The 18,310-nt window shown below is 47.0% G+C and carries 14 protein-coding genes; 1 reads left to right on the top strand and 13 read right to left on the bottom strand.

The window, feature by feature from the left end; all coding sequences use genetic code 11:
* Positions 1 to 124 precede the first annotated feature (124 nt).
* The 8 genes from DN599_RS00585 to pmbA form a co-directional block, all read right to left on the bottom strand.
* Positions 125 to 1,498: an alanine/glycine:cation symporter family protein gene (locus tag DN599_RS00585; RefSeq protein WP_110455724.1), complete on the bottom strand. Its 1,374-nt coding sequence runs from the start codon at positions 1,496 to 1,498 to the stop codon at positions 125 to 127.
* Between the two features lie 1,250 nt (positions 1,499 to 2,748).
* Positions 2,749 to 3,708: a hypothetical protein gene (locus tag DN599_RS18775; RefSeq protein ID WP_110455722.1), complete on the bottom strand. Its 960-nt coding sequence runs from the start codon at positions 3,706 to 3,708 to the stop codon at positions 2,749 to 2,751.
* 98 nt (positions 3,709 to 3,806) lie between these two features.
* Positions 3,807 to 5,165 carry a biosynthetic peptidoglycan transglycosylase gene (locus tag DN599_RS00570; RefSeq protein WP_239473194.1) on the bottom strand — a complete coding sequence of 453 codons (1,359 nt, stop codon included), beginning with the start codon at positions 5,163 to 5,165 and terminating at the stop codon, positions 3,807 to 3,809.
* A gap of 577 nt (positions 5,166 to 5,742) precedes the next feature.
* Positions 5,743 to 6,990, bottom strand: a complete 1,248-nt coding sequence (arsJ, locus tag DN599_RS00565) for an organoarsenical effux MFS transporter ArsJ (protein ID WP_110455721.1) — start codon at positions 6,988 to 6,990, stop codon at positions 5,743 to 5,745.
* A gap of 16 nt (positions 6,991 to 7,006) precedes the next feature.
* Positions 7,007 to 8,017 (bottom strand): ArsJ-associated glyceraldehyde-3-phosphate dehydrogenase, encoded by a 1,011-nt coding sequence (locus DN599_RS00560; RefSeq protein WP_110455720.1) that lies wholly within the window; start codon positions 8,015 to 8,017, stop codon positions 7,007 to 7,009.
* Positions 8,018 to 8,049: 32 nt separating this feature from the next.
* Complete coding sequence (gene arsB, locus DN599_RS00555; protein WP_110455719.1) at positions 8,050 to 9,093, bottom strand: ACR3 family arsenite efflux transporter; 1,044 nt, start codon at positions 9,091 to 9,093, stop codon at positions 8,050 to 8,052.
* Between the two features lie 52 nt (positions 9,094 to 9,145).
* A complete protein-coding gene (locus tag DN599_RS00550; protein WP_110455718.1) occupies positions 9,146 to 9,487 on the bottom strand; it encodes a metalloregulator ArsR/SmtB family transcription factor in 342 nt (113 codons plus the stop codon).
* A gap of 169 nt (positions 9,488 to 9,656) precedes the next feature.
* Positions 9,657 to 10,997 (bottom strand): metalloprotease PmbA, encoded by a 1,341-nt coding sequence (pmbA, locus tag DN599_RS00545; protein ID WP_110455717.1) that lies wholly within the window; start codon positions 10,995 to 10,997, stop codon positions 9,657 to 9,659.
* Between the two features lie 140 nt (positions 10,998 to 11,137).
* Here pmbA and yjgA point away from each other — a divergent pair, with 140 nt between their 5' ends.
* Positions 11,138 to 11,677, top strand: coding sequence for a ribosome biogenesis factor YjgA (gene yjgA / locus DN599_RS00540; protein ID WP_110455716.1), 540 nt, complete (start codon positions 11,138 to 11,140; stop codon positions 11,675 to 11,677).
* A 134-nt stretch (positions 11,678 to 11,811) separates the two neighbouring features.
* Here yjgA and DN599_RS00535 read toward each other — a convergent pair whose 3' ends face one another.
* The 5 genes from DN599_RS00535 to tldD all read right to left on the bottom strand — a co-directional run bounded on the left by DN599_RS00535 (position 11,812) and on the right by tldD (position 18,279).
* Positions 11,812 to 12,954, bottom strand: coding sequence for an ABC transporter permease (locus tag DN599_RS00535; protein WP_110455715.1), 1,143 nt, complete (start codon positions 12,952 to 12,954; stop codon positions 11,812 to 11,814).
* Position 12,955: 1 nt separating this feature from the next.
* Complete coding sequence (locus DN599_RS00530) at positions 12,956 to 14,128, bottom strand: ABC transporter permease (protein ID WP_110456740.1); 1,173 nt, start codon at positions 14,126 to 14,128, stop codon at positions 12,956 to 12,958.
* 5 nt (positions 14,129 to 14,133) lie between these two features.
* Complete coding sequence (locus DN599_RS00525; protein ID WP_110455714.1) at positions 14,134 to 15,105, bottom strand: HlyD family secretion protein; 972 nt, start codon at positions 15,103 to 15,105, stop codon at positions 14,134 to 14,136.
* Between the two features lie 2 nt (positions 15,106 to 15,107).
* On the bottom strand, positions 15,108 to 16,460 hold the full coding sequence (locus DN599_RS00520) for a TolC family protein (RefSeq protein ID WP_119977371.1): 1,353 nt from the start codon (positions 16,458 to 16,460) through the stop codon (positions 15,108 to 15,110).
* Positions 16,461 to 16,830: 370 nt separating this feature from the next.
* Entirely contained in the window at positions 16,831 to 18,279 is a 1,449-nt protein-coding gene (gene tldD, locus DN599_RS00515; RefSeq protein WP_110455713.1) for a metalloprotease TldD, read from the bottom strand.
* Positions 18,280 to 18,310 lie beyond the last annotated feature (31 nt).

Raw genomic sequence — 18,310 nt, 5'->3', positions numbered from 1 at the left:
TTGGTTGGGCGCTGAATCAATATTGAGCGTAAATTGGCGCCTGAAGCACAATTAGATTGGTGCTCCGCAGCAAACTTTATCCACAAAAAAAGCGCCTTTCGGCGCTTTTTACTCAGCAAAAAAATTAGGCTTTCGCTTCGGACTCTTGTTGACGCTTCTTAAGAAAGTATTCCCGTGTGAGACGAAACACTACAGGGCTCAACAGCGACAGCGCGATAAGGTTAGGGATAGCCATCATGGCATTAAGCGTATCGGCCAGTAACCAGATAAAGTCCAGTGAACTCACAGCGCCTAACGGCACCACTAACACCCAAATCACCCGAAAGGGCTTAACCGCACGAACACCTAATAAATACTGCACGCACTTTTCACTGTAAACGCTCCACCCCAAAATCGTGGTGAAGGCAAACACCGACAGCGCAATGGCCACAATGTAATTACCCATAGGCAAGGCATGAGAAAAGGCAAATGAGGTCAAAGCCGCGCCATTTTCACCCGAGGTCCATGCTCCTGACACCACAATCGCTAACCCCGTGATAGTACATACTACTAAGGTATCGATAAAGGTGCCCAGCATAGCAACCAAGCCTTGGGCCACCGGATTATTGGTCTGCGCCGCCGCATGGGCAATGGGCGCACTACCTAAACCCGCTTCATTCGAAAACACGCCGCGCGCCACACCAAAGCGGATCGCCGCCCATACCGCAGCACCAGCAAAGCCACCTTGAGCGGCCACCGGATTAAAGGCGCTATGAATAATTAATGCAAAAGCGGCAGGCACTTCATCGGCATATACCACCAGCACTGCCAGCCCAGCGGCAATATAAAACACCGTCATTAACGGCACCAACTTACCCGCTACATCGGCAATACGTTTAATACCGCCCATCAATACCGCGCCAACCAACACCATTAAGATAGCCCCAGTCACCCAGTTCGGCACCCCAAAGTTACTGCTTAACGCATCGGCGACCGAGTTAGCCTGCACCGTATTACCAATACCAAAACCGGCAAACGAACCAAACAAAGCAAACGCCGTGCCTAGCCACGCCCACTTACTGCCAAGACCATTTTTGATGTAGTACATAGGGCCACCAATATGGTTACCGTTATCGTCTACCTCGCGGTATTTAACCGCTAATACCGCCTCAGAAAACTTGGTCGCCATTCCCACGAGGGCGGTACACCACATCCAAAATAACGCCCCAGGGCCGCCAATAAAAATGGCCGTCGCCACCCCGGCAATATTACCCGTACCTATGGTCGCCGACAGCGAGGTCATCAAGGCATTAAACGGGCTGATCTCGCCTTTCATGTTTTTATCTTTATCAGGAATGCGTCCAGACCACAGCAGTTTAAAGCCTGTCCCAAGCTTTAAAATCGGCATTAACTTCAAGCCGAATGAGAGAAATAAGCCCACGCCCAAGATCATCACCAGCATGGGCACACCCCACACAACCCCATTGATCATACTGACAAATTCTGTAATACCTTCCATTAAAACCTCGTCATTTTTATCGTTATTCTTGGTGATCTACGCCACTGTTGATTGACTGCACCTCAGAGTACAACGAAAGCCACGTAAAATGAAAGTAAGGAATGTTAACGACTTGAAACAAAAAGGAGGCCGATTAGATTCGAATGACAGGGTTAAGCGTTAAATAAATGCCCAGTATTTTTATATGATGACAAGGCAAGGCTAAATAAAATTTAACTAAAAAATTGAATTAGTTAGATACTGATTATGGTAATTTCAAATCAATTTTGCAGAATCAACCTCAACAGCCCATATAGAGCAAGGCTGTAACAAATAACATTCGTTACAGCCTACAAGATTTAGCTATTAGGTATTAATACAATTAATATAGATAACTTTCTAATCCTTGTTTTATATCTGACATTCGAGTTAATTAACTTTATAAACCAGCATCTTATATTAGTATCAATTTGGTCATTCTCGATTGTGGCCACCTTTATCATTCGCTCATACAAAGGATACCCAGCGTTTGATTATGTTGTACTTGTGCTGGCATTGGGTCCTTTATCACTATTGAGAACACTCTTTTTTAAGCCCATGGTTGCAAAATCCACTGTTAAATCTCGACCTAAAATTATCAGCAATGAGATCTGTCCCAGAGGTGGACAGCATAAAATCAGCTACAAACAGGGTTGCATTATTTGTGAAAGCCAGATTTAATTTTATCAATATATTTTGCTTACACCATAGCGAGCTAGGACTGGCTATAGCAAGTTATCCCTATCTTCGATTTGATCTTGTCAGAAGGTTTTGAGACAAAAATATGTTGGTCTTCGAATGAAGGTGTTGGCTTTTTTTGGCTTGTAGCATTTAGTCGAGTTAGTTTTTATTTATTGATGATAGCGTTAACCTTCATGGCAACCAATTGCTTGCCGCAGGCCTTTCGTGCAGGTGCTTCTTCGGCACCGCTGTAAACCCAGCTCTGCGATTTCATCCCTGAAATCGAAGGCCTCAGCCGCACCTACACCGAGTTCTAACCCTCTTCGATTGGGCGTTACAGGTGTCATTCTGGGCATTAAAAGCTAAATTATTTTTGAACCAAAGCTTGTTAGGCCTAATGTTCTAATTAGTCTGTTTCAGATTGATATTTGTATAGATTAACGCCCAATTAAGGTGTCAGGCACGCAATACTGAAGTCTCCGCATACCACCTTAACCACTAAAACCACTAAAACCAACACATAGTAAACCGAATCACTCTTAAATTGTTTGTTAAGCTTCATGAACTAGACGTTTACACAATAGTTCATTCCCCTTGCCTGTAACGTAGATAACAGCTTGATTTCGAGAGTTAACTAACGAATTCAAGAGGATCGTATCGTACTTGTCCTTGCTAAATTTATTGGACGAGACATCCAAGTCGGCTAACGTGCCTGCCAAATAGTCAGGAATTCGAATTAACTCATCAAAATGATTTTTTCCAGACTTCTCCGGTTCAGGAAATATAAACTGAGGAGTATCCAACATTAGCACTGAATTCTCTGTCCTTTCAAAGTACTCAGAGTAACCTTGCAAAAATAAAAAGTATGCCAGGTCAAAGACAAAGCTATCATATCTTTCAAGTAGAGCATCTCGGTCAGAAACCCATTGAATATGTTTAGGTTTTTTAACTATGGATAAAATTTCAAATACAACACTAGCAAATGCTGAAACTATATAAATTTGACGCGCAAGTTTTGAATTGAAATTTTTCTTTGAAAAATCAGATTCAAAAGCCCTAACCCTTTTCATAACTCCGTCAATATAGCCGTCTTGAAATGTTGAGTTGCTTGCGATGTCTGATATCACACTTCGAAAGGCAGGCAAGAATGACAACATATTTTCGTCTGTAGCATAGTCCCGAAGTAAGTTAGATTTTCGATCAATTACAAAAGTAAAAGAAAAACTTACAGGAGAGTTTATATATTGTAAAAATTCGACAGAGACCGTCCTAGTTGACTTGATATCCCTAGGTGCAAAGTGGTTGATGTATTCTTTAATGTTCTCCAGCTTGTCGTGATGCAACAAAACTGTAAACGACACCGTGTCATTTTGCTTAGTTTTGTCCCCGAAGCAATAGTCCGAAATAACATACCACGCAGCTCCATCCGGCATTGTGTCTAACCAGTTAGTCAGATCATATTTTACTGACTGATTTACAGTTTTCTTTAAAGGAATCAACAGTTCTAACATATATCCTCGATGAAGCTTAACGCCGCACACAGAGGACGGCAAAAAAGCGCAGCGTTTTGGCGGTCCCAGCGACCAACGGGAGCGACTGCTGTGCCTTGTTAAGCATTTACACCCTCAGATAATTTAAGTAACTCAGTTTGATTTGCTGTAATTTTTCCGCTTGCTACAGCCTCAGTATATATCTCAACAAGTCTATGAATATCGTCAGTGCTCAGTAGTCCTGTCTCTTTAGCAGATCGAACTGTTTCGACTATTTTATTAACAAGCAATTTAGATCGAATATTGCTAACTCTTTCTATAAGGAAAAAGGCTTGTGCGTTAGTTGGGTTTCTTTCAATCTTACCCCAAAAATGTTCCATAGCTTCGAGAACACCAAACCTTTGACGCTCAAAACGCACAGAGGAAATATACATATCGAGAATCAAGTCCTTACTGAACACCCTTGTAAGCCAAGGCGCTAGTGCTAATTCAATAAACTTTCGTCGTTTTGTCCGGCTTAAATTCGTTATGAATAGCGTTCTGATAAGCTGCTGTACTATGGTAGATCCTCCAGATCTTGGCTTTATTCTCATTACTCCCAATATACTTCTCGCCAGTGATTTATAGCTAATCCCTGAGTGGTTATAGAAATCTTTGTCTTCGATAAAAATAAGAAATTTCTTAATATTCTTAATAGAAACCTTAAGTCTATCTGTTTCGTATACTGCTAGTTTGGCACGATAAATGATGTACTCAATATTCTCAGTTAATGGTAAGCCTATAATCCTAGATATAAACTTATAAAATATGAGTCGACAGGTTTCATGAGTATCAAGCAATGATGATCGATAGATCATCATTGCAAGGACAAGCCAAGAAAAGCCCAATAATAAAATAAAATTTGAGTTATACGCTGGTGGAATGATGCTAGGGTTCTGCTTTATAAAAAAAGCGCTCAGAAACACTACTACTGAGGTTGAAATAATTGAGATGATCCAAAACGGGTATGCTGCATATGTCAGCCATCCTGGAAATAATTTTAATGCAAGAGGTTGGTCTGCACCTTCAACCCTCCAGTTAGGTAAAAGGAGCTGGATATTTCCGTAGCTCAGCCCTAACATTCGTCTCAAAATAATGACTTTTCTTCCTGAAAATATTATTGATCGCTGCCTATCAGAAAAATACTTCAGACTGATAAAAGAAAAGCTAGTAATTATGGATAGTAGAATTATTGAAATAACATATGGAGGGACAATTCCACTAAATACTTCTAATAACTGGCCTGATGACCCAACCAACAATGACCCTAATGCAGCGGACGTAACAAGTGTCACATTCGATGCATTTAAGAAAACCCTTTCTTCTGATTCTAGATTTTTAGCTGCAACCTTATACTCTTCCAAAGCGATATCACGATCATCAAAATGGTAAGTAGGAAAGTGCTGCCGCCATCCTTTTTTATAGTCTTCTTCGATCAATTTACGATTTCCACTCTATTGCTTAACATTTCATTAGTGCGCATGCGCACATGTTTGGCAAAACGCGCATGCACATTTAATAAACCTATTATTTAAAGTTTAATAAATTAAAGCTATTGATTTATAAGCACTCTATCAGAACAACGCTGGATAAACGAGCATGAAAATCTGCAGAGTGAGCATTGGCATTGGTGTTGAATCGAAAGTAATCAGTGATTGTCACTTATAGATTAGTAATAGTAGGTCAATAGTCTCGTCACTGTTCTGTACTGCTTATCGCCTGTAACTCACAAAGGGGCAAAACTGAGTTAGCTTTTTACTCACCACTCACACCAAATGCAGTCAAATCGAAGAGAGAAAATAATCCTGTGTAGATGCAGCTGCGGACGTTGATGGCAAGGATGCCATCGTCGAGCCTCCAAGGATGGATTCACGGCGTGGAGCAGAAGTATCTACACATATGCCTACTGCAAGCAATCAACTACTTTGAAGATAAGATTTCAAACACACTTTCCAAAAAAATTCAGCCGAACGCTACTAAAGCTAATCCAAAAAATGCCACACCTTCATTTCAAGGTTATCGCCTTGGTAACCATACACTGATTAGCGCCGTTAATCCCAGTAATAGCGTCGAGATCCACAGGCAAACCATCAAGCCAAATGCCTGATACACCCAGCCCGACAGCAAGGTGCCTAGCAAGCGGCCAAGGGCATTGGCCATATAGTAAAAACCAACATCGAGCGACACGCCATCGTCACTGGCGTAACTGACGATCAGATAACTGTGTAAGGCGGAATTTACCGCGAAAACGGCGCCAAAAATCAACAAACCTATCAGTAACGTCGCTTGCGCATAGGGCGCAGCAAACAGCGTCATCAGCAACGCGATACTCGCTGGGAGCAATGTCAACAAGCTCGCCCACTTAAGTGCGGCCCCGCCATCAGGCACCTTGGCGACACTCAAGCCAGTGCAGCCGTGGCCAGTGCGACTCTGGCCTGTGAGCTTGGGGGCGATGCTTTGCACCGCGCCATAGCCTATCACCCACAGCGCCAGAAAGCCGCCGACCGCCGTATGTCCCCAACCAAACTGGCTGGCTAAATAGACCGGCAGCGCCACCACAAACCACACATCTCGGGCGGCAAACAGACACAGGCGCGCGGCAGATAAGATGTTGATCGAACGGCTTTTAGAAAACAGCTCACTAAATTTGGGCTTATTTTTAGCCTTGCCTAAGTCTTGCTTAAGGTTAACGATACTGAGCAGCCACACAATGCCCAGCAGCGCTGCCATTAACCCTATGGCACCACTAAACCCAAGCAGTGACAGTAACGCGCCACCTAAGAAAAACCCTAAGCCCTTGAGGGCATTTTTAGAGCCCGTTAGCAGGGCAATATAGCGGTATAACCTGCCCTCATCGCCCTTAGCCACCAGCATTTTTACGCTGCTCTTGGCGCTCATCTTGTTGAGATCTTTAGCGATCCCAGAACAAGCCTGGCTTGCCATAACCCAAGGGACGGTGAGCCAAACACTGGGCACCAGTAACATTGCCAGCGCCGCTACTTGCAGCCCTAATCCCATATTCATGGTGCGATTAAGCCCAAGGCGTGCACCAAGATAGCCACCCACTAAGTTAGTCACCACACCAAAAATCTCATAAAAAACAAATAGCATGGCAATCGACAGTGGCGAGTAGCCTAACTGATAAAAGTGTAGCACCACCAGCATGCGCAGCGCGCCATCGGTGAGCGTAAATGCCCAATAGTTTCCCGTGACAATGAGGTATTGGCGTACTTCAAACGGCAATGCGCGAACTGTGGCGAACATCTAATATCCTTAACTATTATGCTTTGTCTAGGCGCCCGACCATTCTGACCAGCTCGGCGGTGCGATTGGCATAGCCCCACTCATTGTCGTACCAAACATACAGTTTAAGCTGGGTATCGTTGATCACCATAGTCGACAAGGCATCGACGATAGCTGAGCGCGGATCTGTCTTGTAATCCACCGAGACCAGCGGGCGCGTTTCATAGCCTAAAATACCGTTAAGCTCAGCTGCTGCCGCCTGTTTAAATAGGTCATTCACCTCGGCGACGGTGACAGGGCGCAGCATCTCAAACACGCAATCTGTGATGGAGGCGTTAGCCAATGGCACCCTTACCGCATGGCCGTTTAGTTTCCCCTTAAGCTCAGGAAAAATATGGGTGATCGCGGTGGCGGAACCTGTGGTGGTCGGAATAAGTGATTCGCCGCAGGCACGGGCACGGCGCAGATCTTTATGGGGCGCATCTAAGATGGTTTGCGTATTGGTAATGTCATGAATGGTAGTCATCGAGCCATGTTTTATGCCTATCTGCTCATGCAGCACTTTAACCACTGGGGCTAAACAATTGGTCGTGCATGACGCAGCGGTGACGATAGGATGCTTGGCGGCATCATACAGCTGATGGTTAACCCCCATGACGATATTCAGTACGCCCGCTTCTTTGACAGGCGCCGTCACCACCACACGTTTAACACCTTGATCTAAATAGGCTTGTAATAAGGCTGTGGTTTTCATCACGCCCGAGGCCTCAATCACCACATCACATGCCGACCAATCGGTGGCGGCGATGGTGCTATTCATACTGGTCGCTATCCGTTTATCGCCAATGACAATATCGCTCCCATCAGCGGCCGCTTCATGAGACCAGCGACCATGGATAGAATCAAATGTTAATAGGTGGGCTAAGGTAAGCGCATCACCGGCGGGATCGTTAATCTGTACAAATTCGATATCGTCCCACGTCCACGCGGCCCGAAGCGCCAAACGCCCAATGCGGCCAAAACCGTTAATGCCGACTTTAATTGTCATGTTACTCTCCTGAAAAGGGCAATTCTGCGCGGTTAATGTTTAGATGCGGCGCCAATGGCCCGCTGGTATTTTGCTTTATCTCGATTGACAAATGCCACTAACGACAACATCACCGGCACTTCGACCAGCACGCCAACCACTGTGGCTAACGCCGCGCCCGAATGCAGGCCAAACAGTGAAATAGCTACCGCAACGGCGAGTTCAAAAAAGTTAGAGGTGGCGATCATGCACGCAGGACCTGCGACATTTTGCGCGATATTCAGTTTTTTCGCGGCAAAGTAGGCAATAAAGAAGATGCCATAGGTTTGGATAAGCAGCGGAATGGCAATCAGGGCAATGTTCTGTGGCTGCGCTAATATGGTCTTGGCCTGCAAACCAAATAGCAGTATGACGGTGGCAAGGAGACCCAATATCGACCAAGGTTTAATGCGACCAATAAAGCCATCAACTCGCTTTGTGCCACCGCGGCGATTTAACCACTGGCGTGTTATCACTCCCGCGATTAAGGGCAGCACCACATATAACCCCACAGAGATTAACAGGGTTTGCCAAGGCACCTGAATATCGCTCACCCCAAGCAGAAAAGCGCAGATGGGGGCAAAGGCAAATACCATAATAAGATCGTTAACCGATACCTGTACCAAGGTGTAATTAGGATCGCCTTTGGTCAACTGGCTCCACACAAACACCATTGCCGTACAGGGTGCAACGCCGAGCAAAATCATGCCTGCGATATACTCGCTAGCGGTTTGCGCATCCACTAAACTGGCAAAGAAAACCTTAAAAAATAACCAGCCAAGTAGCGCCATGCTAAAGGGTTTTATCAGCCAGTTAATCACCAGCGTCAGCACTAACCCCTTAGGGCTTTTACCCACATTTTTGACCGCCGTAAAATCAATTTGCACCATCATGGGGTAAATCATCAACCAAATTAGCAGCGCGATCAGCAAGTTGACCCTGGCATATTCTAATGAAGCAATAAGGGCAAACAGCGCCGGAAAAAAATGGCCCAACACCACGCCACATCCAATCGCTGAACCAACCCACACACTTAAGTAACGCTCAAAGAGTCCCATGCTGTTCACCTATCTTGCTGTATTTAATCTTAACTTGCCTGACTCAGCTGATTTAACAGCATGCCTTAATACGTTCAGGGCGCTGCCCCATCGCATCTAGACGGGCCAGTGCCGCCGCCACTAAGTTAGGGTTACCCTGCCAAGTTTGCTCGATAACATTATGCACCCATGGCAGCAATGCCGGGTTGATACGGTAAAACACCCACTGGCCTTGGCGACGAGAACTCAACAGTTCGGCTTTACGCAACTGGGCAAGATGACGCGATATTTTGGGTTGGCTCAAATTCAATGCGCAGATTAACTCGCACACACACAGCTCACCCTGACCGTAAATCAGCAGCAGGCTGAGTAATCGAGTTTCATCGGACAGCGCTTTAAAAATCCCAGTGGCCATACACGGCTCCAACACAGACATATTACATATGCTTAAGCATATATATGGATTTTCATATATTCAAGTTGGCAGTCGATTTATTCTGCGTTAGGGCCCTTTAAGCCAAAAAAAAGCGAGTGCCTTAGCACTCGCTGATTAATCGCTTGGGGCGAAATGGACTGCGGATAAACTAGTTACCGGCTACCTTCATTTCGTCGAGTAAGATACCGCCGGTGCGGATAGACGATCGCATATCGCGATCTTTAGCCACCGCCACAATATTGCGGTACATATCTTTGAGGTTACCCGCGATAGTGACCTCTTCTACTGGGTATTGCACCACCCCGTTTTCGACATAGAAGCCGGCCGCGCCGCGAGAATAATCGCCCGTCACGCCATTCACCCCTTGCCCCATCACTTCGGTCACGATTAAGCCTGTGCCCATCTGCTTAATGAGTTCATCGAAGGTTTGCCCTGTGTGCCCTAAAGTCCAGTTATAGATACCGCCCGCATGGCCGGTATTGGTTAAGCCGAGTTTACGCGCCGAATAGCTGGTCAGCAGGTAGGTGGATAAAATCCCCTGACTGATAATATTACGCTCAATGGTCGCCACGCCTTCACTGTCATAAAAAGCACTGGCCAGCGCCCCTTTTAGATGCGGTTGCTCGGCAATGTTAAACCAATCGGGAAAAATTTGTGTGTCTATGGCGTCTTGCAAGAAGCTTGATTTACGGTACAAGCTGCCGCCACTGATGGCTCCGACGAGATGGCCCATCAAGCCAGTTGCCACATCGGGGGCAAACAGAATCGGTAACTTGGTGGTCGCTATCTTACGTGCGCCCAGTCGGCTAACGGTTTTTTCTGCCGCTTTTAGCCCGACAGTTTCTGGCGTCCACAGGTCGCTGAACTTGCGCGCTATGGTGTAATCATAATCACGCTGCATCTGGCCATCTTGCTCGCCGATCACTACACAGCTTAGGCTGTAACGCGAGCTGACATAGCCATTTAAGAAACCGTGGCTATTGCCATACACTTTGGCGCCAGTATGGGCATTGGCGCTGGCCCCGTCGGAGTTTTTTATACGAGCGTCAGCGCTTAATGCGGCTTCTTCGGCGCGCGCGGCGAGTAACTCAAGCTCTGCTGGGGGCGTGTCATGTGGATAGTACAACTCAAGATCGTCAATATGTTTAGCCATTAAGTCGGCATCGGCAAGGCCATTGAAGGGATCTTCTGAGGTAAATTTAGCAATATCATCGGCGGCTTTAACCGCGCGGCGAATCGCTTCTGGGCTTAAATCTGACGTAGATGAGCTGCCTTTGCAGCCGCCCCTAAACAGGGTGATGCCCAAGGCGCCATCTTTATTAAACTCAACAGTTTCAACTTCTTTTAGACGAGTCGATACCGATAAGCCTTGCTGCTTACTAATCGCGACTTCGGCACCTGTGGTACCCAATGTAGCGGCATACTCTAATGCCATAGCAACGGCGTCTTTTAATGAATCCAGTTCAAGTTCAATGCTAGAAGAAGGCACAAATCTACTCTTTCGTTGTCAATAATGGCTGTAGCATAACAAACCCGCTGGGCTTTCACATTAAATAACTGCCGTCCCCAATAGGCGATATTCCAATGAAATGGTATTATTAGGGGAGTTTTTGTTAGAGATTTTTGATTATGAATATTGTTGGTGACTCAGAACATTTTAAACAGCCCTTTGACCATGACGAAGAATATGTCAGTAGAGCTGAAACCAAGCGAGAAATCGCGATTTACCAAGAGCTTGGCAAACAGTTAGTTGCACTCAGTAAGAGCCAGATTGATAAGCTGGATCTAGATGAGCTGTTATACGACAACGTGCTTAAGGCTAAAACCATCCGTATCAATACCGAAGCCTATCGTCGCCATCTGCAATACATTGGCAAGATAATGCGTAATATCGATATTAATGTGCTGCAAAGCGATCTAAAAAACGTGCTTAACCAAAACCGCAATGAGAGTTCAAAAATCAATGTGGCCGAAAAGCTAAAAGATCAGCTGTTAACTGGTGGCGATGATGCCATTCAAGCCCTAATCGAGCAGCATCCGACGCTAGAGCGACAAAAGCTGCGCCAATTAGTGAGGCAAGCAAACAAAGAGTTAGCAAAACAACCAGAGCAAGCCTCAAAGTCAGCCCTTGAGCTAGTGAAATATATCAAGGCCGAAACCGCCGAGTAAGGTTGCGATTTTGCTGACGTTTATCGCTCAAGCTATCCATATATCTTGAGTTATCATAGCCATATCATCTCTAAACTGATAAGCCCGCTTACTCGCGGGCTTATTATTTTTTACCACAGCCTAAACGATTTAGCTCAGTGAGCCACAGCGCTATTGAGTCGATAACGCACCCCAACATAGGCGAGCAGTAGATACCCTAACGCCAGTGCCCACAGCTGCCACCACAGATGCACTATATCAGTCCAACTGGCACCCATTTGATTAAGCTGCAATAAACCTTGAATTGACGGCACCGCCGGGATCAATTGCGATAACCCAATCAGCGGTGCGGGGATCAGCTCCAGCGGCCAAATAAACCCAGACAAAAATAGGATCGGCATAGAGATGAGTAGTAACACTTGGGTGGGGAGATCTCGCCGAACAAACAGACAACTAAACGCCACGCCTGACATGGCGGTAGACAGAATAAAGGGGATCAAAAACAACATAACTTGAAGCATGTCGCCCTGAACACTGACACCATACCAATAATTACAAAATCCCACATAAAAACAGGTAAACAGACTATAAAGCAAGGCAAACACCATGGATCTAGCCAAAATCAATTGCATCACTGAAGCCCGATTCCAATATCCTTCTCGCCCCCATTGCCCGGCACCTAAAATACCTATGCCAATCAACATAGTCTGATGCAGCACCAACAATAGCACCCCAGGAACCACATAAGGGGTATAACCTAAGCTAGGATTGAAGGCGGGTACACTATTGAGTTTAATCGGCTCTAAATCATGCTTAACCTGCTCGGCAGAGTTTCCCCTAGCGAGCAGACCATTAAATTGCACATACTTGCCCGCATCAATACCGACAGACATCAAGCCTTCGATAACGGCGGAATAGATAAGAAAATAATTAGCATCACCGGCATAAGCTAAAGTCACCCCCTTTTGACGGATTAAGTCACGCCTAAATCCGTCAGGAATAACCATTAATCCATGCGCTTTACCCGATTCAATCCAATGCTGTCCCTGCTCTATGGTGGCAAGCTCACTTACCACATCGAGCTTAGGGCTGGCATTGATATGACGTATCACTTGCCGACTTAGACTCGAATGATCACCGTCGATAACGACAATTTGTTGCTTGGTTGGCACTTCATTTAGGTACGGCAAAGGATAGAGCACAGAGTAAAACAACACGCCACCAAATATCGTTACCGCAATGGCCTTATCTGTCAGTATTGATTTTAGATCTGCCATCATTAAAGACCAAAAACTCATGCTAATTAACCTCGCTGCACTGTGTTTTACTTAACACAACTTGCGTATCACGTTTAACCTTACGAGCTAAAAATACGATAATAGGTATTAAGAATAAGAAGCCCCAATAACTGACAATTTGTTGAGTAAACGCGCTAAAGCTCTGCCCATAACTGACCACGCCAACATGGGTATCAATATAATGACTCGATGGCATCAACAACCGCCACCACTGAGCAAGTAAAGGCATTTCTTGAGTCGGAAACGTGATCCCCATAAAAGGAAAGGCGGGGGCAAACAATGCGGTACAAAAACTGATAACCCTTGCACTGTCTTGTAGTAAGAAAAATATCGTTAGCACCAACAACCATACCGCTAACAACATCACCACCTGAGCCAGTAACAATTGTCCAAACTGGCCTGCTAGTGGAAGCCCCAAGTATTGATAAAGCAGAGTTAAAATTAATCGGCCCTGTAACACGATTAAGGGGGTATAAACCAATATCTTGGCCAATAGTACACGCCGAATACCTAGGGAAAACCACTCCTGTAAGGTATTGAGTCTGAGCTCTCGATTAAGGGAGTTAGCAAACACCAACATGGCTAAGAGCTGCCCTAGCGCCAACAAGACTGGCGGAAGTAAAAAAACAATATAATTACTATTGGCGTTATAAAGGGCGCTGATTTGTGTTTGAACTGGATTAATATTAACTTTCGCCTGAGCCATAGGCACGCCAGATGCAAGCTGCTTAATCAACGCTTTATGCTTTAATCCATCGGCCAAACTCAACTGGATCTGACTCGACAACAACTTACCAACCAATAAATATTGCGCGTTATAACGTATATCGATAATGGGCTGATGCCCCGTTAGCAAGTCGCGGTTTAATTGAAAGGGTAGTACGACCACCGCATACGTTTCCGCCTTTTCCATCGATGCTTTGGCGCTACCCACATCTTGATAATGAATTGGCGAAATAACCGCATTGGCTTGTAGTTGCCTCACCAACATGCGGCTAAGCTGGCTTTGATCTTGGTCGACAATGGCCACGGGCAGTTCGCGTGGTAAGCCGGCGCTAAATAGCCACCACAAACCAAAAATCCCTATCAGCGGGATATAGCTGATCAGCGCCAGCTGCCATGGTTCATGCCACAGCGCATTTAACTCTCGTTGTAAAAGCTGCCTAAACGACATCACACTTAACGCGCCAACAGGGTAGTCATACCGACGCGCAAATCGGCAATCGGCTCAGTGGGTCGCAACTCCATTTCGAAGGTGCGCATATCAAAATCATGGCCACTCTCGGTCGAGCGCCACGTGGCAAAATGGCCCAGCACACTAATGTGATCCACAGTAAAGGGATAACTTGCCCCTAGCGCCGGGATCTGCACCTCTACCTGTTGGCCGACTTTATAATCTTTGAGTTGATCTTCACGTACCTGAAAAATCGCCCACACATCTTGCATGTCGATAATGCTGACCACAGGAAAACCGCTAGGGGCCAGCTCGCCACTGTGCAGTAAGACCTCGCTGACTTCACCCGTCTTGGGTGAACGCATCTGGCTATCGGCTAAAATGGCACTCACCTCATTAACCGCCCCTTGGGCCATCCGCGCGTTGCCTTCGGCGGCCGCTTTGATCTCTTCACGCGCCCCTTCATCGGTCATCTGGTACATGGCGTAAGCCGCTTGTTCGGTATACTTTGCCGCCTGCCACTGAGTAAAGGCTTCGTCACGTTTTTGTCGAGCCAATACGCCTTCGACAAACAGGGCTTCTACACGTTGATAAGTGGTTTGAGCGAGCGTTGCGGCGGCCTTGGCTTTAAGCCATTGCTCTTTAGCCGCGGTAATTTGCTGCTTACGTGCACCATTATCGGCTTCTTGCTGCTTAGCCTTAGCGGCATCGCGTCCACCTTGCGCCTGCATCAACTTGGCGTTGAGTTCTGGACTATCGATGGCAAACAATAGATCGCCGCTAGCCACCTTATCACCCCGGCGCACTAACACCTGTGACACTCGGCCCGGAACCTTAGAGGAGATATTGTATTCACGCGCCTCAATTTGTCCCTGCAAGCGCTCTGGCACTGGCGTATAAGCCAAGATCAATCCGTAAGCTAAAATAGCCACCAAGACCACTAACGCCACAATGGCTAAAATTCGATTGGTGCGCATGTTTATTTCTCCTGTGCGCCGCGTGCGCGACCGATAAATTCATCTAACTGACCACTGACCGCCATGAGCTTGGCATAGGCAACCACATAACGATAACGCGCCGCTAATTGCTGGGTGGCTACGGCGCTAAGCTTTAACTCGGCATCGACCTTTTCAATGGAGGTAGATAATCCTTGGCTAAAGGCTAAATCACGTAAGCGTTTATTTTCGTGCGCTAAAGACAAAGACAGATCTAAAGACTTCACCTCCTCTTCAGCCTGTTGCAGCTGACGATAGCTCTGGTCGAGCAGCAAGCTCAAATCTTGTTGCGTCTGTGCCTTGGTATAGCGCGCCTGTAATAGTGCGCTCTTGGCGGCTTCTACCTTGCCACTGCGACCATCACGGCTTAATAGCGGCACCTTCACCCCGACACCCACCATCCAGTCGGGTTCCACCTTGGCAAACAGGCTGTCATCTTCATACAGGGTGTAGTTACCGTACAAAAACACCGTTGGCCGATAGCCGCCTTTTTCCACATCGATAAGCCCTTGGGCCTGTGCTTCTTTGGCTTCGAGTAACTTCAGCGCCGGATGCTGAGTGAGCATCAATTGACTTAATTGCGGTAAAGAGGGTGGCGTTGGCAGTAAAAACAAGGGCGATGCGGTATCGACCGAGGCCTGATGTAGCATGCGCGACAAGGCAATTTGGGTCATCTCTAACTGACGCCGAGCACTGGCGTGATCGACCTTGGCATTTTCTAATGCCACCTGGGCATTAAGGCGCTCAACCTTAGCAATTTGTCCTTGCTGCTCCAGCTTTATCGCATGATCAGCATGCTCGGTGAGCGACTCAACCAACTGCGCTTTAGTACTGGCTAACGCGTGGCTAACCGACACGGCGTAATAACGTTCCACCAGCTGCACAAACAGATCGCGAGTCGACAGTTGGTGCTGCTGCTGTTTTTCTATCACATGAGCAGCTTGAATCGCTTGCGCCGCACTGATGCGCCCACCGGTATAGATAGGCCACATCGCCTGTAGGCTAGCGCGAAAAATATCTTGTTCGGTAAAGGGGGTCACAAACAACGAGCCGGGAATGGCACCGATCGCCCCGCCTAAGGCTGGCGGCAAACTGCCGGGGTCGAGGCTGGCCAGCGGATTAAGATCGCGCAAATCCAGTTCAATAGGTTGCTCTAACCGGGTATAGCTACCGTTAACAGAGAGGGAGGGAAAGTTCAGTGATTCTGTGGCGCTTTGCTGCGCGGTGGCGCGATTCACCTCTTGAACACTGGCTTGTAGCTTGTCGCTGACATTCAATAGCTGCTGCCACGCATCGGCGAATTTAAGCGCTGTGGTGCCGTCAACTTGGGTCGCCATTGGCTGAGGTGTGTGAGTTGGTGTAGTTTGAGTAAGCATAGCTCGAGCGGCAGCGTCTGGCACTGAGCGCTCGGCTTGTGCCATAACGCTACTGCTCACGCACAGCGATAACAAGATAGTCGTAAAATATTTCATTGGCCCCTCTAGAGTTACAACTCTAATCCTTGGCAGATGTTAACACCCATCTCTTATAAGTAGTAGTGAGATGGGCACAAAGCGCGGTCGATAATACCCGTATCTGTGCTATCGCTTCTATACTACGTATGACGCAGTATGAAGCAAAGCACAGAGTGTATTACGCTTTATCTATCCGATTGACTGGCTTGTGTTACTTGATGGCCAGACCCAAATAGCTCGCTTGGGTCATACCTTACGCGGTTCCCCCAACCGTTAACCGGTCGAGTTTAAGGCTAGGCTGCCCCACCCCGACGGGCACGCTTTGGCCATCTTTACCACACACGCCAACCCCTTTATCAAGGGCCAAATCATTGCCGACCATAGAGATTTGCCCCATGGCCTCTGGCCCATTACCGATCAAGGTTGCGCCTTTAATCGCCTGAGTTATCTCACCATTTTCAATGAGATAAGCTTCAGAAGCCGAGAAAACAAATTTACCCGATGTGATATCCACCTGACCACCGCCAAAGTTAGGCGCATAGATGCCCTTTTTTACCGACTTGATGATATCGCTCGGATCGGACTCACCCGCTTCCATATAAGTGTTGGTCATACGCGGCATAGGCAGATGGGCATAAGACTCGCGGCGACCGTTACCCGTCGATTGCTCGCCCATTAGGCGCGCATTGAGCTTGTCTTGCATATAGCCCTTTAAGATACCGTTTTCGATCAATACCGTCTTTTGGGTCGCCACACCTTCATCGTCAATACTCAGTGAGCCACGACGATTAGCTATGGTGCCATCATCCACCACAGTCACTAAGCTAGATGCCACCTGCTGCCCCACTTTACCACTAAAGGCACTGCTGCCCTTGCGGTTAAAGTCACCCTCTAGGCCGTGGCCTACCGCTTCATGCAGTAATACGCCTGGCCAGCCTGCACCCAACACCACCGGCATCTCACCAGCAGGAGCATCGATGGCGGTTAGGTTCACCGAGGCTTGGCGCACCGCTTCGCGAGCAAACGCAAAACAGTAAGGTAAGCCGGTCTCATCGGCATCAAATAACACCTGATAATCATGACGTCCACCGCCGCCACTGGCACCGCGTTCGCGTTTACCGTCTTGCTCTAGAATCACACTACAGTTGAAGCGCACCAAGGGGCGGATATCGGCTGCAAGCGTGCCATCACTGGCGGCAACTAAGATCTCCTCATGGACGCCAGAGAGGCTAATGACCACCTGGATAATGCGACTGTCTAAGCTGCGTACATAGGCATCGGCTTGTTTGAGTAAGGCAATTTTCTTGACCTCTTCCATCGATGCGATTGGGTCAGCGCTTTGATACAAGGAGTGCACCTGCTGTCGTTTCCAAGCGTTAACTTGGCCACTGTTGCCCGCTGCCGAAATACCGCGCGCCGCTTCAACGGCCGCGTTTAAGGCGTTAGGGGTAATTTCATCGGCGTAAGCAAACCCGGTTTTTTCACCTGAGATCGCCCGCACACCCACGCCGCGTTCGATATGGAAACTGCCATCCTTAACGATGCCATCTTCTAATACCCAAGATTCGTGACGACTGCCTTGAAAATAGAGATCAGAAAAATCGACCTGATGCTGATGGATGCTATTTAAATAGCCCTGCAACTGATCAAGTGACAATCCATCTTGCAATAAGCTCTGTTCTACTTGGGTTAAAAATGGCATTAATACTCTCTCTTTAGCTCGCCTTGTGCGA

The sequence above is a fragment of the Shewanella algidipiscicola genome, from assembly GCF_900380485.1.
In the GTDB taxonomy this organism is placed as follows: Bacteria; Pseudomonadota; Gammaproteobacteria; order Enterobacterales; family Shewanellaceae; genus Shewanella; species Shewanella algidipiscicola.
The sequence above is the reverse complement of the archived record's forward strand: the minus strand, read 5'-3'. Positions and strand labels throughout refer to the sequence as shown.